Here is a 21023-nt window from a genome sequence, read left to right as displayed (position 1 = left end):
TCTATTCTTCAGAAGCGGTTTCTTCAACCTCTGCTGCTACTTCGTCTTGAGCTTCAGCTTTTTCTGCTACTTTTTTGTCGCCTTCTTTCTCTCTCTCTGCTTTTCTTTCGCTCAAACCTTCTTTGATGGCTCCGGCTACTTTGTCGATAATTAAAGAGATTGAAGTTGAAGCGTCATCGTTAGCCGGGATTACGAAATCGATCCCGTCCGGGCTAGAGTTCGTATCCACGATAGCGAATACCGGAATTCCCAGCGTGTTAGCTTCTTTTACAGCGATGTACTCCTTCATCACGTCAACCACGAAAAGAGCTGCCGGAAGACGAGTCAGGTCAGCGATGCTACCCAAGTTCTTTTCCAATTTTGCTCTTTGACGAGAGATTTGAAGTTTTTCCCGTTTTGAAAGGTGAGAGAAAGTACCGTCTTTTTCCATCTTGTCGATGGTGGTCATTTTTTTCACGGCTTTACGGATTGTCGGGAAGTTGGTTAACATACCACCCGGCCATCTTTCAGTCACGAACGGCATGTTTATGTTAGAAATTTTTTCAGCAACAATGTCCTTAGCCTGTTTCTTTGTTGCAACAAACAGAATTCTTCTACCTGATTTTGCTATTTGTTTTAAGGCTGCACTTGCCTTGTCCAACATGATAGCGGTTTTGTTCAGGTCAATAATGTGGATATCATTACGCTCCATAAAGATATACGGAGCCATTTTGGGATTCCATTTACGGGTAAGGTGTCCAAAGTGACAACCTGCATTTAATAATTCGTCGAAATTTGTATTTGACATTTTGTGTCTTCTTTAAAGTTTACATTCTTAAATTTGATCAATCGCCGGGTAGTTCTTGACAGAAGTCCCGCCAATTTAGATACTAAACTCTGATTAACGTTTAGAGAACTGGAATCTCTTACGAGCACCAGGTTGTCCCGGTTTTTTACGCTCAACTTCGCGCGGGTCTCTAGTCATGAACCCTGCTGCTCTTAATTTTGATTTGTCCTCGGCATTGATTTTCACTAACGCTCTGGCAATTCCTAAACGTAAAGCTTCAGCTTGTCCGTTGAATCCTCCACCAACAAGGTTTACCTTGATGTCGTATTGTCCCAACACGCCTAACAATTCAAGCGGTTGTTTCACGATATACTGGAGGGTAGGCAACGTAAAATATTCTTCCAGGCTTTTTTTGTTGATCGTAATATTGCCTTTTCCTTCGTTAAGATAAACGCGGGCTACCGCTGCTTTTCTTCTACCTACTGCATTTACTACTTCCATACCTTGTTATTTAAGTGTATTTATATCAATTACTTTCGGTTGCTGTGATTCGTGGTTGTGCTCTGATCCTACGAACAAGTGCATGTTTTTGAATACAGCTCTTCCAAGGCGACTTTTGGGAAGCATTCCTCTGACCGCGTGCTCAAGAACTCTTTCGGGGAATCTTGCCATTTCCTGGGCCGGAGTAGAAATCCGTTGTCCTCCAGGATACTGGGTGTGTCTGCGGTACTGTTTGTCTGTTAATTTGTTACCGGTGAAGATAACTTTCTCTACGTTGATGATGATTACATTGTCTCCACAATCCACGTGGGGAGTGTAACTGGGTTTGTACTTGCCTCTTAACAGTTTCGCAACTTTTGCGGCAAGACGTCCCACAACTTGATTTTCTGCGTCAATCAAAACCCATTCTTTCTGTGCGGTGGCTTTGTTGACGAAAGTTGTTTTGTAACTAATCTGATCCACTTTTTTTTAATTAAATATTAAACTTCTGTTTGTATTTCTTCGTGGGGACCCTTGCATACTGTCGGGTTGAAAATACGAGGTTTATCGGGCAAACTGTTTTTTATTTTCAACGGGTACAGGTGCATTGTAAAGAGCATGGCTAAGGTATTCTTCACAATTTAGCGAGTACTCCACTCCAAAATGAGGGGCAAAATTACACAAAAATACGTGAACTCCAAAACTTTCTGCGAAAAGATTTCACTTGGCATCTTCTGTTTCAATATGTTGGTGAATGATTATATTCAAGCATGACCGGATTTCAAGTAAATGATCGTGCACCGGGGTCTATTTTTAGATACTTGACAGTGATTTTCTTTAGAAATGGCAATGACTAATTTTTGATTATCTCTATTTCAACTTCATATGACTTCCATATATAAAACTTTCATTGCATTGTTACTAAGTTATAAGAACGCTATTTTAAATATAGCGTTCAAATAGCGTTCTAGATGGTATTGATATGAAATTCAAATGAAATTAGTTATGGCTTCTAAGCGGTCATCGCTTTGAGAATACTCTGTCTTTGCATGGGTGTGAGATTGTTGCCGGGATTCATGAATGGGTTCCCGGCAGGACAAAATGTTGACGTGAAGTTGAACATGGGCGGGGTTTATTCGAAATCGTTCCGGAGAACGTACCGGTAGTCTTCCGTGTAACAGGTGAATATTCCCAATGCGCCCTGAATATTCCCGACCAAGGGGACGGGGGATGTGATGCTTCCCTGGTTGGCGCTGTTGGCCTCGTAGAGAGAAATCTGGTAATTATAACACTCTTCGGTGATGCGTAGAAGAAGGATCACTATGGCTTCGGCTTTTTCAATTTCCTGGCATCTGATCGTTTTCTCGATGGTAACACCCCCGGTGTTGTGTGATAAATCGAGGTAGACGGTTTCTTTTTTGAGTAAGTTGTTATCGCCGGACCCGTTTTTTCTAGCCTGTACGCTATATATATAGTAATTTTGCACGGGATTGCGGGAGGTGGAGAAGTTGATGGTGACCGAATTGGTCGCTTTGGAAACAACGTGTGAAGAAATGGTCACGTTGTCCGGTATGGCTGTTTTGGCGGTGATGTGCTCGTTTTGGGGCGTGTAGATGCTCAGGTAGAGCGAGTCTAGGCCGTATTGGTTGAATTTCGTGTCGTGCCTGAAATTACCGAGGAACGTGGGGGTTGGGGTTGCTTGCAGTTTGATAACGGTGTCGGCTTTTATGGAAACATCTAGCTCTACCGGGGTATCTAGGTCGATAATTTCGCTGATCGGGGAGATTTTGGCTGCGTTCAAGGTGTAGAACTCTCCCGGTTTGCAGTAACACTCGATGAAATAACCGGAAATATCTCCCATGTCTTTCATGGGAAGCTCCTCTTCCGGCATGCAGGAGAGGAATGAAACGAATGCGAGGGCTAAAATTCCTTTTTTCATGTATTTACCAGTTTATACGGAGTGAAACATACGGGATAAAGGGTAGCATGACCTTTGATTTCGGGATGATTTTGGTCTGGTTGTCGGTGCTTTCTGCTTGAAAATAAACGAAAGACGGGTTCGATTTGTTGTAAACGTTGTATGCCCCGACGCTGAATTTGAACAAGAGTTTCTTGCCTCCGAATTTGTAATCGAGGCTGGCATCCAGTCGGTGATTGTCCGGTAATTTATAATTGTAGCGATCGGTGTACACGGGAATCAATATGGGACTGTTGTCGTTGAATTCCGTGATGTTCTGGGCCACGACCATTCCTTTGGGGAAGGTGGTGTAGACTCCGGAGGAGAATGTCCAAAGAGTGTTCAGTAGGAACCGGGGGGAAATTTGGTACGAGAAATTTATCACCACGTTATGCTTCACGTCGTAAGGGGGATAAAATGCTTTTCCGTTGTTGATTTCTGCGAACTGGCGCTTGGATTCGGAAAGTGTGTAATTGGCCCGCATGTAGAGGGCGTGGTGATTGAGCGTGAGGTCGAACTCCAGTCCCTTGGCATGGCCTTTGCCTTGAATGAGATCGTTAGTCAGGGCGGAGTATTCGGTCTGGATATCCGAGGCGAAGTCTTTCACGTTGCGCATGTCCTTGTAAAATATTCCCGCGTAAAAGGATAGCAGTTGTCCGATCTCCTGGTTGACACCGATGGAATATTGATGACAGATGGCGGGCTTGGTCCCCTTGGCTAGCGGGTACCAGATGTCGATCGGGGTTTTCACCGTGAAGTAAGGGTACAGGCTCAGGTATTGAACTGTTTTGGCGTAATCCGCCCACAGGGTGAATTTGTTTATCGAGTAACTGATTTTTGCCCGCGGGGAGAAGGTGTGTTTGCGGGTATCTCCCGAGTAATATTGGTAATTGCCCCCGATGTTAAGCATCAAGTTTTGATTTAACTGGTAGTTTATATCCAGATATAATTCATATAAATTAAAATCTTTATCGGAGCTTTTTATTAAAAGGTTCTGGTTGGGATCGCTTTTGTTGGCGGTCTCGAAACGAGAGTATTCGAATTTGGCACCGGTGTTCAGGTTTAATTTATCCGAGAATCTTCGATTGTAGGATGTTTGCGCGAGCAAGGCGTACTGGCGGTTGCCTCCTCCCATGGGGACACTTCCGAAGGCATCGCCCTCGCTGTACGTGTTTTTCCCGCCGAACTGGAAATTCCATTGTTCGTTAGAGTTGGGGGTATAGGTGGTGTTTATGTTGCCGGAAAAGGTGTGCCAGTCGAAGATGTATTGCACGTGTTCGCTGATCTTCATTTTCATGTGGTCAAGAGAGAATAATCCGAACGCGGTGGCTTTCCATTTGTCGGAAAGACGTGAATCAATGGTTGCGGTGATATCACTGAACGAGTACTCCGGCATGTAGTTAGGATTTTTTTTGTCATCCATGGAACGGTTGTATAGCTTGGAGATATGTTGCAGGTAAGAGGTCCGGGCGGATACGGCAAATGACGTGTGATTTTTGATAATCGGGCCCTTGGCTTTCAGTGCGGACGAGACAAGCCCGACAGTTAGCTCGCCTTCGTGTTTGTTTTTGTTACCCGGTTCGGGGCGCATGTTGATGTAAGAGGATAGAAAACTGTTGTAACGGGCGGGGAAGCCGCTTTTGTATAAGGTTGAGTTGCCCAGGATGTAGGGGTCGAAGGTTGAGAGGATTCCCGAGAGGTGATCCGGGTAAGCGATGGGCATGTTGTTGATGAGGAACCCGTTCTCGTTGCTGTTTCCCCCGCGGACGTAAATGCCGGAGTTGAGGGCGTTGGTGGTCACGATGCCGGGCATGGTGGCGAGGTATTTCAACACGTCTTGTTCCCCGAGTATCGCGGGAATGCGTTCAATTCCTTTTATCGACGAAAGCACCCGGCCGCTAGCGGGGAGGGCGGTCACGACGACTTCTTTCAGGTTGTTTCGCTTGTTCCGGAGAATGATGACGAAAGGTACATCGCTTTTGGTGAGTTTGTAAGTCTCTTTTTTGTAGTTGATGTGGGTGAATTCCAACGTGGAAGGAATGATGCATTCCAGTTGAAAGAAGCCTAGGGAGTCGGTCGTGGCTCCTTTTTCATTCTCGATGCAATAGATGTGTACACCGCTGACGGGGTCGCCCGAGTTGGCAATCACTTTTCCCATGATGACGGTTTGGGCATCAAGGGATGTTGAGAGGAATAAGAATATGATTGCAACCAATTTAGCCATGGGCACGCGTGTTGTTATTCCGAAATTTCACAAATGTAATAAACAAATCCCTTGAAGCCTTATGGATGATGTGAATAATTGTTGTTATTTTGCGGATTAACTATTGAATTCGAGTTATGGGAATATACGTGCATGTACCTTTTTGCCGTAGTAAATGTTTTTATTGCGGGTTTTATTCGGTTGCCTCGTTGAAGTTGAAGGAGGCGTACCTGGGAGCTATCGGGCGGGAGATTGATTCACGCCGGGATTATTTACCGGAAGGGAACGTGCGTACGCTTTATTTTGGGGGCGGAACCCCGTCTTACCTGGAACAGGAGGATTTGAAGCGGATCGTGAGGAAGTTGGAAGAGAATTATTCTTTCATGCCGGGGGCGGAGCGTACGATCGAGTTGAATCCGGAAGACCTGACTCGTGAAAAGTTGGAGAGTATAAAAGAATTGGGCTTTAACAGGTTGAGTGTCGGGGTACAATCTTTCTCGGATGAGCGATTGAAACAGATTAACCGGACGCATTCGGGGCGGCAGGCCGTGGAGGGGATTACGCTGGCGGCAAGTATGGGGTTTGATAATATCAGCATGGACCTGATGATCGGCTTACCGGGACAGATTGGGGAAGAGTTGCTTGCGGATGTCGATGTGGCTAGTCGCTTGCCTGTATCACATTTATCGGTATACATGTTAAGTATAGATTCAAATACGGTTTTTGAGTTTATGGTGAAGCAGGGAAAGTTCAAGCTGGAGGACGAGGAGGTGATCGCCAAGCGATACCAGCAGGTATGCGAGCGGTTGAAGGGATTGGGGTTCGAACATTACGAGATATCTAATTTTGCGAGGGACGGGAAGTATTCCGTGCATAATACCTCTTACTGGCAACAGAAGCCTTATATCGGTTTCGGGCCTTCGGCACATTCTTATGATTTGAGTTCACGACAATGGAACACGGCGAATTTGAAAACTTATATAGATAGTTTATATTCTGGTAGTCTTTCATTTGAAAAAGAGGAACTAACAATAGTTGATTTATACAATGAGTACGTGATGACGAATTTGCGGACGATGTGGGGAGTGGAAAAAGAGAAGTTAGAAGGAGATTATGCCGTCTTCTGGAATCAGGTTCAAGAACAATTACAGAAATATTTGAAAAGCGGGGATTTGTTAGAAGAGCGTGGTAGATTCAGGATTAGCGAATCGGGGTGGGTCATTTCCGACGCGATTTTGAGTGATTTGTTCGTTGTTTCGGAATGAATTCAATTTATTCTGAAAGTTATTAGTTGCAAGTTTATAAGTTACAGATTGTCTTTTTATAGGGTGTTTAAGAGAGGAAGTGTTATTTTTTGATATATTTGACTGTACTGTAGTGGAAAAAATACTATTTTTGCGGTTGTAAGTTTAATATTTAAATGTTTTTCAGATGAAAACGAGTAGAATGTCAGTCAAAGAATTGTTGCAATCAGGAGATTGCGGTAAAGAGGTTGAGGTTAAAGGTTGGGTAAGAACCAAACGCGGTAATAAACAGGTGAATTTTATCGCGTTGAATGACGGCTCTACGATCAATAATATACAGGTGGTGGTTGATATGGAGAAGGTTGCCGAGGAGGTGATGAAGAAGGTTACCACGGGAGCGGCTATTCACGTGAAGGGCTTACTCGTGGAGAGTGCCGGGAGTGGTCAGGCTCACGAGATTCAAGCTAGCGAGGTGATCGTGCTGGGAGAAGCTGATCCGGAGAAATATCCGATTCAACCGAAGAAGCATAGCTTGGAATTTTTACGCGAGGTGGCACACTTGAGGTTCCGCACGAATATTTTCGGTGCTGTTTTCCGTATTCGTCACGCCATGGCTTTTGCTATTCACCAGTATTTTAACGATCACGGTTTTTATTACTTGCACACGCCGTTGATCACGGCTTCCGATTGTGAGGGAGCGGGTGAAATGTTCCGGGTGACGACGCTTGATCCGAAGAACCCGCCTTTGTTGGAAGACGGGAGTGTTGATTTCAGACAGGATTTTTTCGGTAAGGCCACGAACTTAACGGTGAGCGGTCAGTTGGAAGGAGAGTTGGGGGCGATGTCCTTGGGACGTATTTACACGTTCGGACCGACGTTCCGGGCTGAGAATTCGAACACGACACGACATTTGTCGGAGTTCTGGATGATCGAGCCGGAAGTGGCGTTCAACGATTTGGAGGATAACATGGATTTGGCTGAAGATTTCTTGAAATACTTGATCCGTTATGCGTTGGAACATTGCATGGATGATCTGCTATTCCTGAGCAAGCGTTTGCAGGAGGAAGAGAAGGATAAGAAGGCGGATGAGCGTTCCATGGAGTTGATAGAGAAATTGCAATTCGTGTTGAACCATGATTTCGAAAAGGTAACCTACACGGAGGCGATCGAGATATTGAAGAACAGCAAGCAGAACAAGAACGGCAAGTTCCAGTATCCGGTGACGGGTTGGGGTGTCGATTTGCAGAGTGAGCACGAGCGATTCCTGGTAGAGAAGCATTTTAAGAAACCGGTGATTTTGACGGGGTACCCGAAGGAAATCAAGGCTTTTTATATGAAACAGAATCCGGACGGGAAGACCGTGGCGGCTATGGACGTGCTTTTCCCGCAGATCGGGGAGATTATCGGGGGATCGCAGCGTGAGGAGGATTACGATAAACTGGTGACCCGTATGCAGGAAGTCGGTATTCCGGTTTCTTCTATGTCGTGGTATTTGGATACGAGACGTTTTGGTTCCGCCGTGCATAGCGGTTTCGGGTTGGGATTCGAGCGTTTATTGTTGTTCGTGACCGGAATGGGGAATATCCGCGACGTGATACCGTTCCCGCGGGCACCGAAGAATGCGGAATTTTAAAATAGTATTCAATAAGGTAAATTAGGAAGGATGCTCAAGCAGAATCTACAACAGAAATTGGGGTTAAAGATTAACCCGCTGCAAATTCAGCTGATAAAGCTGCTTGAGCTTCCCACGTACCAACTTGAACAGCGTATCAAGGAGGAATTGGAGTCTAACCCGCTTCTGGAAGAGGGTGAGGAGAAGGTGGAACCGGAGGTTGATATCAAGGAGGACGGGGAGGAGACCGATTATGATGAATCGTCGCAAGAAGAGGAAGATTACGGTTCTTCGGATGATGAATTTTCTTTGGACGACTATATCAGTGATGATGATGATATCCCGGATTATAAGTTAACGACTTCGAACGCTTCGAAAGATGATGATGCGCGGGAGTTTATTCTTTCCGGGGGGATCTCTTTCCGGGAGAATCTGGTGGAGCAGTTGGGTACGCAGCATTTGTGTGAACAAGATCGCAAGATTTGCGAGTATATTATCGGGAATATTGATGACGACGGGTATTTGCGTCGGGACGTGGAGAATATTGTGGATGATCTCGCATTCGGGGCCGGCTTGGAGGTGGATGACGACAAAATCGAGTCGTTGTTACGTGTGGTGCAACGGTTTGAACCGGCAGGAGTGGGAGCGAGGGATTTGCGGGAATGCCTGTTGTTGCAGGTGAAACGACGGCTACTGGAATCGTCTGCGCCTGCATTGGTGAATGCCCGCGTGATACTGGAGAATTATTTCGAGGAGTTTTCGAAGAAGCATTACGAGAAGATTTCCAAGCGGATGAAGATTTCGGAGGAGGAGTTGAAGGATGCGATAGACGAAATATTGAAACTGAATCCCAAACCGGGAGGACAGATTTCCGATTCTTCGGTTCCGGGGGCGGAGAAGATTATTCCGGATTTTAACTTGGATATCGTGGACGGGGAGTTACAGTTGAGTTTGAACACGGGGGATATTCCCGAATTGAGGCTGAACAAGTCGTATGTCAATATGCTGGAAGATTACCAGAAAAGTTCAAATTCCAGGGAGAAGAAAGAGGTGGTTTCTTTCGTGAAATACAAGTTGAGTTCTGCCCGTTCGTTTATTGATGCGGTGCAACAACGGAATAACACGTTGATGCTGACGATGACGGCGATTGTGCAGTTCCAGAAGCCGTTTTTCCAGACAGGGGACGAGAGTAAGTTGAAACCGATGATTCTCCGGGATATAGCAGATATCACCGGATTAGATGTTTCCACGATATCGAGAGTTTCCAATTCAAAATATATACAGACATGGTTCGGGATTTATTCTTTGAAGCAATTCTTTTCGGGGAGTATGCCAACCAATAGTGGAGAGGAGGTTAGCACCGGCGAGTTGAAGAACGTGTTGAAGGATATCGTGGATGGAGAAGATAAGCGCAAGCCATTCACGGATGACGAGTTGGTGGAATTAATGAATAAAAAAGGATATCAGATTGCCCGGAGAACGATAGCAAAATATCGCCAGTTGTTGGATATCCCGGTAGCCCGGTTGCGTCGGGAAGTTTAATTGCTATAATTGAAAAATATGAAAGTGCTCGCTTTTGCCGTGTCAATCTTGTTTCATCCGTTGTTATTGCCTTTGTACGTGTTGTTTATCACCTTCAATTCCGGAACGATTTTCTCGTATGTTCCAGCTTATACACAGAATATGTCTTATCTGTTGACCTTGCTGGGGGTGACGTTGACCCCGCTGGTCTGTTTGCCATTGCTAAAGTGGTTGGGGTTGATCGAGAACTATCGCTTGATGCACAAGCAGGATCGGGTGTTCCCCGTGTTGGCAACGATCGTGGGGGCGTTTATCGTTTTTTATTTTTCCCGGAACTTGCCTTATTCCAATATCGTGCGACAGTTTTACCTGATCATGGTGATTATGCTTTCCGGTTTTATGATCGTGACGATCCGCTGGAAGATTAGCATGCACATGACGGCGATCGGGGCCTTGTGCGGGTTCGTGTTTATCTTGGGGATGAAATATTTGGGAGAAGTGATTAATTTGTTGCCAATTCTGATTCTGGCTTCCGGAATCCTGGCTTCTTCCCGTCTGTATCTGAAACGGCATACTCCCGCACAGGTTTATGTCGGGTATATCTACGGGGCTACCGCCGTGGTGTGTATTCTATATTAATAAAGCATGATCCATATATCGCTTTGCCCGAGTTGTTCGGCTAGCTCGTTCCGTTGTTTCGTGGCTTCTTGTTTGTCAGTGTTGTTGGCGATACTGACGCGGTAACGCCCGTCCTTGGTGATGATTTGGGCATTCGTGTAGCCTTTGGCTTTCAATTGGGCCACGTCCTTTTGTGCCAGTTCTTCCCGGGGGTGACTGGCCACGATGATGTGGTAGCTTCGGGTAGTTGTTTTTTTGATGTTTTGTTCCGTGTTCTGTTTCTTCGTGGTTTCGGGTTGGGAAGTAGGGGTATCCTTGGTTAAGGTTCGTGTCGCTTCGGGGGCTTGTACCGACGGTTGTTCCTTGGTTTCGGGGAGCGTACCTGTTTCCGGAAGAGAGGCCGGGAGGCTTCTTTTCACGTTGACGGTGGTCAAGTCTTTGGAATTCATCTTATCACGCTGGCAGCCGACCAGCACCGACAGCGTGACGAGTGACAGGAACAAAATGAGTCTCATGGTGTTTCCGTTTATTTTAGTTGGTATATCCAAGTTTCTTCTTTGCCGGGAACCTTGTGTATTTTTCTCACGGCGCTTACGGCTTCTTCATGAGTTTTGTACCCGTCGTAAGCCACGAGGTAAAGGTCCTTGCAGTAGGGCATGATTAAGGCGTTAGCATAGCCTTCTTTATGAAGAGTTTCGTGCATGCGATCAGCGTTATCCTTGATTCTGAAACAACCGCCTATAAGAAAATATTCGGGGGCCTCTTTTATCACGGGATCAACGATATGAAGAGTCGCTTTGGGCGTTTGAGTCGTGTCCTTCGCCGGGGTGGCTTGGGCTTCTACTTTTACAACCGTTTCTTTTTTTGTGTCGGTATTTTTTGTTTTGCTGTTTTGGCATCCTGAAAACGAGACGGCTAGAATAGCAAGTGTGAAAAATAGAATTGTTTTCATGTTTGATAGCGTTTTTGGTTAATCACGCCAAGATACAAACAAATTTATTGTTAATAAAGTTTTTTCCTTTATTTTTGTGAGGTAAGAGCTAAATTGTAATTAGAAACAGAATCATTATGAATAAATTAATCGGGTTATTGTTGATTTTAATGTTTGTAGCTTCGTGTAAGAAAGAGACGGAGCCTATCGTTAAGATATCCACGGAGTATGGGGATATCAAGGTGCGTTTGTATGATAAGACACCGAAGCATCGGGATAATTTTCTGAAACTGGTGGGAGAAAAGTTTTATGACGGATTATTGTTTCACCGGGTGATCAATCATTTTATGATACAGGGAGGTGACCCGACATCGAGGAATGCTGCGCCGGACGTGATGCTGGGGGAAGGAGACGTTGGGTATCAGCTTGATGCGGAGTTTGTTCCGGAATATTTTCACAAAAAAGGTGTTCTTGCCGCCGCTCGTGAGGGTGACAATGCGAATCCGGAACGTAAATCCAGCGGGGCGCAGTTTTATATCGTTCAGGGGCAGGTGTACACGCCCGAACGTTTGGAATCGGTTGTAAAAAGTGTCAATGAAAGGCGTAAGGTGTCGTTGTACGAGAAAATGAAGGATCAGTATAAAGATGATTTCGCCCGTTTGCAGGAAGCGAATGATACGCGGGCTTTGAATGATTTATCCGAGAAGTTGACCCGGGAATGCGACAGTTTGTTTGTAAACGAGGAACTGGTGCTGACGGAACTGCAAAAAGAAGCCTACACGACCGTCGGGGGTACCCCTCATCTGGACGGGCAATACACGGTGTTCGGGGAGGTGATCGAGGGGCTGGACGTGTTGGATAAAATCGCTGCCGTTAAAACGAATGATTTCGATCGTCCGGTGAAGGATGTGGTGATAAAGAGAATAACAAAATGAATTTATGAAATTAAGGATAAGCAGTGATTTAAGAAAAGCTAAGAATATAGGAGCGACGATTGAAAAGTGTCTTAATGAAATTGGTATATTCACTTTGGCTGATCTTGCGGAAATGACATCTGTCGAGGCTTTTAAAAGAATACGTGAGAATTATCCTGGAAAGACAATTCCTGTATGCTATTATCTTTATTCTTTGGAAGGGGCTTTATTAGATTTGCATTGGAACGATATCCCATCTGAATTGAAAGAAGAGTTAAAGGCTAGAATCAAAAGCTATGTCTAACAAGTCTCTTTTTATGAAAACATACTACCCCCTCCAACTCCCCCTTACACAGGGGGAGAGTTAGTTCGTGAGTGAAACCCCTTACACAGGGTGAAGGTTGATTACCAAGCGGTTTCCCCTCCTGTGTAAGGAGGGGCTAGGGGTGGTAGTTCTATGTAAATTGACTTTTCAGACAGCCTCCTCTATGTAAATTAGCTTGTTTTACAGGTTATTTAAATTCCGGTAATCTTTTTGATCTCGTTTAATTTGTTAAGTGCTTCAAGCGGGGTGAGGCTGTTGATGTCCAGTCCGGCGATTTCGTCCCGGATTTGGAGTAACACGGGGTCTTCCAGTTGGAAGAAGCTGAGTTGGATGCCTTCCCGTTCGTTGCCGATCTTGGAAACGTTTTTCTGGATCGAACCGCTGGCGTTGCGGTCGTTTTCCAATTGCTTCAGTATTTCCGAGGAGCGTTTGATCACGGATTGCGGCAGTCCTGCCATTTTGCCGACCTGAATACCGAATGAGTGGTTGGAGCCGCCTTTTACGAGTTTACGGAGAAAGACTACTTTGTTGTTTACTTCTTTCACCGACACGTTGAAGTTTTTGATCTTCGGGTAGGAACGTTCCATTTCGTTCAGTTCGTGGTAGTGGGTTGCAAATAGCGTTTTGGCTCTATTTTTCGGGTTCTCGTGCAGGAATTCCACGATTGCCCAGGCTATCGAAATACCGTCGTACGTGGAGGTACCTCGTCCGAGTTCATCGAATAATACCAGACTTCGGTCGGAGATATTGTTCAGAATATTGGCCGCCTCGTTCATTTCGACCATGAAGGTGGATTCACCGAGGGAGATGTTGTCGGAAGCCCCGACACGGGTAAAGATTTTATCCACGTACCCGATTTTTGCCGAAGCCGCGGGAACAAAACATCCGGCTTGCGCCATGATCACGATCAGCGCGGTCTGGCGCAAGAGGGCGGATTTACCGGCCATGTTCGGTCCGGTGATGATAATGATTTGTTGTTTCTCGTTGTCGAGGTAAAGGTTGTTGTCGATATAGTTTTCTCCCGGGGGAAGTTGACGCTCGATCACGGGGTGGCGCCCGGCTTTTATGTCGATGTTGAACGAGTCATTGATTTCCGGCCGATGATAATTGTTCGTTATGGCGATGTTGGCAAAAGAGATTAACGTGTCGATGTGAGAAATGATACGGGCATCCAGTTGTATCGGTTTAATGTACGAGGCTGCGGCGGCTAACAAAGCGTTGTAAATGTCGCTTTCCAGTTCTTGAATCCGGTCTTCGGCACCGAGAATCTTTTCTTCGTATTCTTTTAATTCCGGGGTGATGTAACGTTCCGCGTTAACCAAGGTTTGTTTGCGTATCCAGGTATCCGGCACTTTGTTCACGTGTGTTTTCGTGACCTCGATGTAATAACCGAACACGTTATTAAAGCTGATCTTTAATGTTGGTATTCCCGTGTTCTCTATTTCACGTTGTTGCATTCTTAAAAGCAGCTCTTTTCCGTGAGAGGAGATTTCACGTAATTCATCCAGTTCTGCATTTACACCCGTGGCGATGACATTACCTTTATTTAGCATGGAGGGAGCGTCTTCCCGGACTTCGTGGTCTATTTTTTCGCATAAGGACTCGCAGTTATCCAGTTGTTGCATCCATTTTTGGAGAACTTCGTTTCCTGTTGCTAAACATTGTTCTTTCAATGGTTTGATTGCTTGTAAAGCAATCTTTAGTTGAACGGTTTCTCTCGGAGAGATACGCCCGACCGCGATCTTTGAAGCCAGACGTTCCAAGTCGCCGATCGTGCGGAGTATTTGTTCCAGTTCCAGGCGTTCCGTTTCATGATGCACGAAGCATTCGACGATATCCAGACGTTCGTTGATTTCGGCGGGTTTCTTCAAGGGCATACATAACCAACGGCGTAGGGTCCGGCCTCCCATGGGAGTAATGGTTTTGTCGATAATATCTGCCAGTGAACGGCCTCCCTCGTGGAGCGTGTCCAGAATTTCAAGGTTGCGTAACGTGAATCGGTCAAGTAACACGCAGGTCGATTCGTCAATACGGGCGATCGAGGTGATGTGTCCCACCAGTTCATGCTTGGTCATGTCGAGATAGTACAAAACGGCTCCCGCGGCTGATATCCCGCAATCCATTTTGTCTATCCCGAATCCTTTCAACGAAGCGACTTCAAAATGTTTTTTGAGTCGATCGGCAGCGGATTCCGTTTCGAAAAACCATTCCTCGATCGGGTAAGTGTAATATTTTGTCCCGAATATTTCGTTAAAGCGGGCTTCCGATCCCTTCGGATAAAGGACTTCTTTGGGTTGGAAGCTGTTCAGGATTTTATCCATCGTGGCAGGAGTTCCTTCCGTTGTCAGGAATTCTCCCGTGGAAAGGTCGAGTAAAGATAGTCCGGCTTTGGTTTTCGTGAAATAGACGGCAGCCAGGAAGACGTTGTTTTTATTATCAATGGTGTTCTCGTTATAGGAAACTCCGGGGGTGACGAGTTCTATAACCCCGCGTTTTACTAACTTTTTCGTCTTTTTCGGGTCTTCCAGTTGTTCGCAGATAGCCACTCGTTGGCCCGCCCGGACGAGTTTGGGCAAATACGTGTCGATGGCATGATACGGGAACCCGGCGAGTTCGACATCCCCCGGAGAACCGTGAGAACGTTTTGTTAATGTGATCCCCAATATTTTTGCCGTGAGAATGGCATCTTCACCGAAGGTTTCATAAAAGTCTCCCATCCGGTATAATAAAATTGCATCCGGGTATTTAGCTTTTGCCGAGTAATATTGTTGCATTAGCGGAGTTTGTTCTTCTGATTTTGTTGCCATTATCTTGTCTTTATAATCTGTTATTAAATTTTAATAGCTGCTTTTCGCCTCCCAAAAGTAAATAATTTGATCGAGATTTGTTTTAAAACCTCGTAAACATTGCGTAATTTTGCATAGGCTAAAAAGGACGAAGTGATGGTGTTGAAAGATAACCTGTCGAAGATTTTTTTCGTATTAATCTCCAGACGGGTATGGAGGACAGCCGATTAATAAAGTACTTATATGGAAAATATATTAGAAACGTTAGCAATTTACGGGTATTCGAATTTAGAGGATCGGATTGAATTCGAGCTGGATGGTGTGATAGAGAAAGAAATAGCTCCGGCTTATTGTAACGAGAATTTCGAATTGTGTGTTTCTTGTATGGATTATACTTCACTGAAAGTTACCGACACGGAGAAATCGATCACGACCTTTGTTTCTGAATTGTTGAAGAAAATAAAGAAGAATATGTTGCCGGATGTGGCATCGGTATGTGTATTTCCCCGGTTTACCCCGATCGTGAAGGAATGTCTGTCCGGAACCCCGATTAAAACGACGATCGTGGGGGCTTGTTTCCCGGCGGCCCAGAGTTTCTTGGAGGTAAAATTAGCTGAATGTAAGGCAGCTATTGCCGCAGGTGCGGATGAAATTGATGTGGTGATTTCTGTGGGGGATGTTTTAGAGCGTAATTACGAGAAAGTATATAATGAATTGGTGGCCATCCGGAAAGTGTGTGCCGGGGTCGTGATGAAAGTAATCTTGGAAACGGGCGAGTTGAAGACGATCGAGAGCGTGTTTAATGCTTCGTTGATCGGTGCTTATGCAGGGGCGGATTTTATAAAAACGTCAACGGGTAAAGTTCCCGTGAATGCCACGCCGGAGATGGTTTACGTGATTTGCGAGGCTTTGCGTCAGTTCCATGCACAGACGGGAAAAATGGTCGGGATCAAGGTTGCCGGGGGGATCACTAAAATACAGAACGCGATTCGTTACCTGACAATCGTGAAACATGTCTTGGGAGAGCAATGGCTTACCCCGGCTTATTTCCGAATCGGGACATCCCAGTTATTGGAGGATGTCATCAAGGAGATGAAACGATAGACAACTGAAAGTTGAAAAGAGTGACGGAGTTTAATGACTCCGTGACTTATATTATGATTGCAGGTCGAGCTGGGTTAATTGTTTGCTAGGTGTGAGTAGTCTTTAAGAATTGTTTCAACAAATTCCAAGGGAATCATATCCGTCTCGATTCCTGTAATTTCTTTGATCTTTTTGGTTAGTGGACCCAGAAGGGCGTAATTACTGTTTTTACGTACTTCCCGTAATACTTCTTTAATAATTTTGATGTCTTTGTCTGAAAGCAGCGAGGCTTGTTGGAAGACGACTTGGTATTCTTCCGGGGCTTCGAATTCGCTCATTTGTTTCAGGGTAACGTCTTTTTCGTGACGGATGACTGTTGTTCCCGCGGCCATGTCGCCAAGACGTTGCATTCGTTTGGAGATCATGATCGAGATGACGGCGATTGCGCCACTTGAAATGGAGATATCCACGAGCCGGAATATCCAACGAAGCATGCAATCCCAGAAGGTGAGTTTCTTGCCGTTTAATTTCACGACTTGGATGTGCATGGTCAGTTTGCCGAGGCTTTGCCCGTGAAATACCGATTCGCAAACCAGATGATACAAGGCGATAATTACTGTCAGCAGGATAAAATACCAGGTAGAGGAACCGGGCAGATCGAGTAGTCCGAAAATCATTATACCCAGAAGGAATATCCCGAGTTGAACCGCCCCGTCGATCATTGTTGCCAAAATACGATCCAGAACACCCGCGGGAGTGTAGTCAATATCAACATTATGAGCCGTACTGATAGAAATGTTCATGATAAGCAGAAATATTTTTACAAACATACATTATTTTTGAATAAATACATTATTTTTATCACAGGAAAAACGTGTGGTAATAAGTTATGAAAGAGGCTAAGTTTGTAAGTAAAAATAAAGAGAAGTGGGAAAAAATGGAGAAGGTAAACCATTTGGATGCAGACACGCTTGCCTCAAATTACGTGATTCTGTCGGATGATCTTTCTTACGCCAAGACTTTTTATCCGGGTAGCGATGTGGTTAAGTATTTGAACCAGTTGATAGCTGTTTACCAGATTAACATTTACGGGCAGGATCAATCGGAGAAGAAGGGGATTATCGCTTTCTGGATGCATGAATTCCCGTTGTTGTTGTACCGGGAAAGACGGACCTTGTTGTTTGCCTTGCTTTTCTTTTTATTCTCGGCCTTGATCGGGGTGTTCTCGACGTCGAAAGATGATACTTTCGTGCGTTTGATTTTAGGGGATGCTTACGTGGACCAGACGTTGAATAATATCGCGAACGGGACGCCGATGGGGGTCTATTCTTCGAGTGATGAGGGGAATATGTTCTTTATGATTACGGCAAATAATATCAAGGTGTCGTTTATCGCCTTTGTTTTCGGGATTCTTTTTTCGGTGGGGACATTGTGGATGCTTTTCGCGAACGGTATTATGCTGGGGGCTTTCCAGTATTTCTTTTTCCAACAAGGGCTTTTGCTGCATTCGGTGATGTCCGTATGGGCGCACGGGACTTTCGAGATTACCTCTATTATTATTGCCGGAGGGGCGGGATTGGTCATGGGAAATAGTTTCCTGTTTCCAGGGACGTACAAACGTTCGTATTCTTTCCGACAGGGAGCCTTAAGGGGGATAAAGATTGTTACCGGATTGATCCCGTTCTTTATTATCGCCGGTTGGATCGAGAGTTTTATCACCCGTCACGCTGATGCCTATCCCGTGGTGGGTGCCGCCGCGATCCTCCTCTCGTTGGGAGGGGTGATCGGTTATTTTGTTTTATATCCGTATTATTTATATAAAAATGAGACCAATGGAAAGAATTAATTTATGCGTGCAACGATCGTTTTCGGATTTGATAACGGCAACAGTGAATTTCATGAAACAGGAATTCGTACCTTTTATCCGGGCGTTTGCCGTGATTGGTTTTCCCGTGATACTGATCATGTTGTTTTTAATGAAGGATTTGTTGCTGGAGATGTTGAATATGTCCATGACTCCTCAGGTGAATTATGATCCGGATGTTTTCGGGAGAACGATGGTTCGTACGGCGTTAACCTCGCTTTCCGGAATGTTGGTGATTTTATGGGTACAATTGTTTTCTATTTCCTATTTGCGGGTTTACTGGGATCATTACCGGGAGGGTATAGAGGAACGGATTACGATAGCTGAAGTGTTTCGAGTGATGTTGAAGAAATTGGGCGTGTATATCGTTTGGTCGCTATTCTATGGACTGATTGTTCTTGTTGGCTCGATGTTTTTATTGGTTCCCGGAATATATTTTGGTGTCGCTTTGACATTCGGTTCTTGTATCCTTGTATTAAAAGATGGTGGTTTGGGAAAGATCATGAGCGAGTCGATGGCTATCGTGAAGGGAAATTGGTGGAGAACGTTAGGGTATATTATCGTGTTATCCCTATTGGTAGGTGTTGTTGCTTACGTGTTTCAGATTCCCTATATGGTTGTCATGTTTTCTTCGGCATTTACGGGAGAGATTCCCGGTGCTTACGAGATCACGTTCTCGTTATTGCTTTCTAATTTGGGACAATATACCTTGTATACCGTGATGTTCGTGGGAATCGGAATGATGTTTTTCTCCCGGACGGAGGAGATGGAACACACGACTTTGTTGAGCCAGATCGAGCAGTTGGGGGCGGAACCCGAAAAGAAATCGGATGAAGGGATTGATTAAATATATTATTTTATTCGTATTCATTTTTATCGGGAGCGCGATACGGATGGAAGGGAGTGACCGGGAGCCTTTGTTGGCCCGGGATTCTTCTTACGTTTTGCGTACCCCGAAAGCTGATTTTCTGGAAAAATACAAGAAAGACGCGGCATTTGATTACACGCAGAAAATTCAAGATGGTCCCACGATATGGGACCGGATCAAACGGTGGATATTGGAACGCTTGTTCAGGATGAAGGCCTCGGAGGGTTCTTTGCAGGCGTTGGATATTATCTTATATATTTTGGCAACACTGGTGGCGGTCGGGTTGGTTTACGTGGTGATACGGAACCGGGATAAGTTCCTGTTCCGGAGACGGGAAGAAGAGTTTTTCCCGGATGATTCGGTCGAATATACCGGGGAGCAGGAAGCGGATGCTTTCGTGCGATTATTGGCGAAGGCCGAGCAGGATAATGATTACGTGCTGGCGATCCGGGTGAGTTATTCCGGGTTGTTGCAGATGTTAGACAAGAAACAGGTTATTCGTTGGGAGGCGTCGAAAACCAACCGGGATTATATCTACGAGATAAAAAACAAGGCATGGAGTAGGACATTCGAGGAGATAAGCCGGATTTTTGATCACGTGTGTTACGGGGAGTTTCCCGTGAGCGAGGCCGAATACCAGAATATCAAACGATATTTTGTTGATTTCAGAAAGGAGGTGGAATCATGAAGCGGCGGCAGAATGTTCTGATTATTCTTTTCGTGATCGTGATCATGGCGGTTTATTCGGCTTACGAGGTGAACAAGCCGCAGCCTATTGATTGGAGTCGGAATTTCTCGGTTGACAAGAAAAGTCCTTACGGGACGTATATTTTGAAAGATGCTCTTCCGTATCTGTTCCCGGAGGGGAGCGTGCGGGTTTCCCGTAATTCAGTGCGTGAACGGTTGCGAATGGGAGATTGTCATTTCCCGGAGACTTATTTTTTCGTGGGGATGTTTTTCAAGATAGATCAGGGAGATTTTGCTACCTTGCTGGAAGAAGTCGAAAACGGGAACTCTCTTTTCGTGTCGGCAGATTTTATTCCGGATACCCTGTTCTCGATTGTCGGGATTGAAGAGGGGAAGAGGATAGCCCAAGGGAAGGATTATTTGCGGGGTTTCGAGGATAAAGCGTATTCTTTCGCGTCAAATCATACCAGTTTTCGTTTGAGAGACTCTTTTAACGGGGAGGTTTTGGGGTATGTTAATCAGGTGGAGAATCCTAATTTCGTGAAAGTGCCTTACGGGGAGGGAGTTATTTATTTGCACGCGAATCCGATGGGATTCACGAATTTCTACTTGTTGGATTCCGTGGCGGGAGATTATTACCAGAAAGTCCTGTCGTTCTTGCCTGCGGATGAAAACGTGGTTTGGGATGAGTATTTGAAGTCCGGGACGGGAGGGCAACACACGCTTTTTCAGGTTATCTTGAGATATCCGGCGTTGAAATGGGCTTATGTCTTGATGATGCTGGGAGGACTTTTGTATTTGCTTTTCCGGTCTAAACGGGAACAACGGCCGATACCGGTGATCCGGCCATTGGAGAACAGGACACTGGAATTCGTGTCGGTGGTGAGTTCCTTGTATTATAAACAGAAAGATCACTTCGCTATTGCCAACAAACGAATTAATAGTTTCCTCGAAGAGGTTCGCTATTATTATAAACTACGGACGGAGGAGTTGGACAGGGGCTTTATCGACTTGTTGTCGGAACGGTCGGGTGTTGGGCGTGAGAGCGTGGAAAATTTGGTGAACCTGATTGTTCGTGTACGGAAAGCGGAACACGTGAACGAGGAGCAATTGCGGGAATTGGTGAAATATATTGAACTATTTAAAACTAAAAGCTAGATATAA

General features: G+C 45.2%; 20 protein-coding genes. 11 read left to right on the top strand and 9 right to left on the bottom strand.

All coding sequences use genetic code 11. The features are described from left to right. Window position 1: 1 nt before the first annotated feature. From rpsB to DWW52_RS08570, 5 genes are all read right to left on the bottom strand, one after another. Entirely contained in the window at window positions 2-787 is a 786-nt protein-coding gene (gene rpsB / locus DWW52_RS08590; RefSeq protein ID WP_118715082.1) for a 30S ribosomal protein S2, read from the bottom strand. Between the two features lie 93 nt (window positions 788-880). Then, entirely contained in the window at window positions 881-1267 is a 387-nt protein-coding gene (rpsI, locus tag DWW52_RS08585) for a 30S ribosomal protein S9 (protein WP_118715081.1), read from the bottom strand. Between the two features lie 6 nt (window positions 1268-1273). Next, window positions 1274-1729, bottom strand: a complete 456-nt coding sequence (rplM, locus tag DWW52_RS08580; RefSeq protein WP_118715080.1) for a 50S ribosomal protein L13 — start codon at window positions 1727-1729, stop codon at window positions 1274-1276. A gap of 649 nt (window positions 1730-2378) precedes the next feature. Then, window positions 2379-3185 (bottom strand): DUF4249 family protein, encoded by an 807-nt coding sequence (locus tag DWW52_RS08575; RefSeq protein WP_118715079.1) that lies wholly within the window; start codon window positions 3183-3185, stop codon window positions 2379-2381. Between the two features lie 4 nt (window positions 3186-3189). Further along, window positions 3190-5427 (bottom strand): TonB-dependent receptor domain-containing protein, encoded by a 2238-nt coding sequence (locus tag DWW52_RS08570; protein ID WP_118715078.1) that lies wholly within the window; start codon window positions 5425-5427, stop codon window positions 3190-3192. A gap of 116 nt (window positions 5428-5543) precedes the next feature. On the opposite strand from DWW52_RS08570, the gene hemW reads away from it, so the two are divergent. From hemW to DWW52_RS08550, 4 genes are all read left to right on the top strand, one after another. Further along, window positions 5544-6671 (top strand): radical SAM family heme chaperone HemW, encoded by a 1128-nt coding sequence (gene hemW, locus DWW52_RS08565; protein WP_118715077.1) that lies wholly within the window; start codon window positions 5544-5546, stop codon window positions 6669-6671. Between the two features lie 166 nt (window positions 6672-6837). Next, window positions 6838-8283 carry an asparagine--tRNA ligase gene (gene asnS, locus DWW52_RS08560; protein ID WP_199691974.1) on the top strand — a complete coding sequence of 482 codons (1446 nt, stop codon included), beginning with the start codon at window positions 6838-6840 and terminating at the stop codon, window positions 8281-8283. A gap of 30 nt (window positions 8284-8313) precedes the next feature. Continuing rightward, window positions 8314-9804 carry an RNA polymerase factor sigma-54 gene (gene rpoN / locus DWW52_RS08555; RefSeq protein WP_118715075.1) on the top strand — a complete coding sequence of 497 codons (1491 nt, stop codon included), beginning with the start codon at window positions 8314-8316 and terminating at the stop codon, window positions 9802-9804. A gap of 18 nt (window positions 9805-9822) precedes the next feature. After that, window positions 9823-10422 (top strand): PAP2 family protein, encoded by a 600-nt coding sequence (locus DWW52_RS08550; RefSeq protein WP_233556787.1) that lies wholly within the window; start codon window positions 9823-9825, stop codon window positions 10420-10422. On the opposite strand, the gene DWW52_RS08545 is transcribed toward DWW52_RS08550, so the two are convergent. Together DWW52_RS08545 and DWW52_RS08540 are read right to left on the bottom strand one after the other, a co-directional pair. Then, the gene (locus DWW52_RS08545; RefSeq protein WP_118715074.1) at window positions 10419-10916 is read right to left on the bottom strand and encodes an SPOR domain-containing protein; all 498 of its coding nucleotides are present in this window, start codon (window positions 10914-10916) and stop codon (window positions 10419-10421) included. The genes DWW52_RS08550 and DWW52_RS08545 overlap by 4 nt on opposite strands. A gap of 11 nt (window positions 10917-10927) precedes the next feature. Next, window positions 10928-11353 (bottom strand): SPOR domain-containing protein, encoded by a 426-nt coding sequence (locus DWW52_RS08540; protein ID WP_118715073.1) that lies wholly within the window; start codon window positions 11351-11353, stop codon window positions 10928-10930. 116 nt (window positions 11354-11469) lie between these two features. Between DWW52_RS08540 and DWW52_RS08535 the strand changes: the two genes are divergently transcribed. Then, window positions 11470-12267 carry a peptidylprolyl isomerase gene (locus DWW52_RS08535; protein WP_118715072.1) on the top strand — a complete coding sequence of 266 codons (798 nt, stop codon included), beginning with the start codon at window positions 11470-11472 and terminating at the stop codon, window positions 12265-12267. A gap of 4 nt (window positions 12268-12271) precedes the next feature. After that, entirely contained in the window at window positions 12272-12550 is a 279-nt protein-coding gene (locus tag DWW52_RS08530; protein WP_118715071.1) for a TfoX/Sxy family protein, read from the top strand. 212 nt (window positions 12551-12762) lie between these two features. Here the strand turns inward: DWW52_RS08530 and mutS are convergent, their stop codons facing one another. Then, a complete protein-coding gene (gene mutS, locus DWW52_RS08525) occupies window positions 12763-15378 on the bottom strand; it encodes a DNA mismatch repair protein MutS (protein ID WP_118715070.1) in 2616 nt (871 codons plus the stop codon). Between the two features lie 222 nt (window positions 15379-15600). Between mutS and deoC the strand changes: the two genes are divergently transcribed. After that, window positions 15601-16461 carry a deoxyribose-phosphate aldolase gene (gene deoC / locus DWW52_RS08520; protein ID WP_118715069.1) on the top strand — a complete coding sequence of 287 codons (861 nt, stop codon included), beginning with the start codon at window positions 15601-15603 and terminating at the stop codon, window positions 16459-16461. 74 nt (window positions 16462-16535) lie between these two features. Here deoC and DWW52_RS08515 read toward each other — a convergent pair whose 3' ends face one another. Further along, on the bottom strand, window positions 16536-17243 hold the full coding sequence (locus DWW52_RS08515) for an RDD family protein (protein ID WP_118715336.1): 708 nt from the start codon (window positions 17241-17243) through the stop codon (window positions 16536-16538). An 86-nt stretch (window positions 17244-17329) separates the two neighbouring features. Here DWW52_RS08515 and DWW52_RS08510 point away from each other — a divergent pair, with 86 nt between their 5' ends. The 4 genes from DWW52_RS08510 to DWW52_RS08495 are packed head-to-tail and all read left to right on the top strand — an operon-like array spanning window position 17330 to window position 21017. Further along, window positions 17330-18286, top strand: a complete 957-nt coding sequence (locus DWW52_RS08510; protein ID WP_118715068.1) for a stage II sporulation protein M — start codon at window positions 17330-17332, stop codon at window positions 18284-18286. Continuing rightward, the gene (locus DWW52_RS08505) at window positions 18273-19151 is read left to right on the top strand and encodes a hypothetical protein (RefSeq protein ID WP_118715067.1); all 879 of its coding nucleotides are present in this window, start codon (window positions 18273-18275) and stop codon (window positions 19149-19151) included. Before DWW52_RS08510 ends, DWW52_RS08505 begins: the two co-directional genes overlap by 14 nt. After that, the gene (locus DWW52_RS08500) at window positions 19135-19860 is read left to right on the top strand and encodes a DUF4129 domain-containing protein (RefSeq protein WP_118715066.1); all 726 of its coding nucleotides are present in this window, start codon (window positions 19135-19137) and stop codon (window positions 19858-19860) included. Before DWW52_RS08505 ends, DWW52_RS08500 begins: the two co-directional genes overlap by 17 nt. Then, a complete protein-coding gene (locus DWW52_RS08495; RefSeq protein ID WP_118715065.1) occupies window positions 19857-21017 on the top strand; it encodes a DUF4350 domain-containing protein in 1161 nt (386 codons plus the stop codon). Before DWW52_RS08500 ends, DWW52_RS08495 begins: the two co-directional genes overlap by 4 nt. Window positions 21018-21023 lie beyond the last annotated feature (6 nt).

The sequence above is a fragment of the Odoribacter sp. AF15-53 genome (genome assembly GCF_003479425.1).
GTDB lineage: Bacteria > Bacteroidota > Bacteroidia > Bacteroidales > Marinifilaceae > Butyricimonas.
Note: the sequence above shows the minus strand (reverse complement) of the source record. Positions and strands in the feature narration are given on the sequence as shown.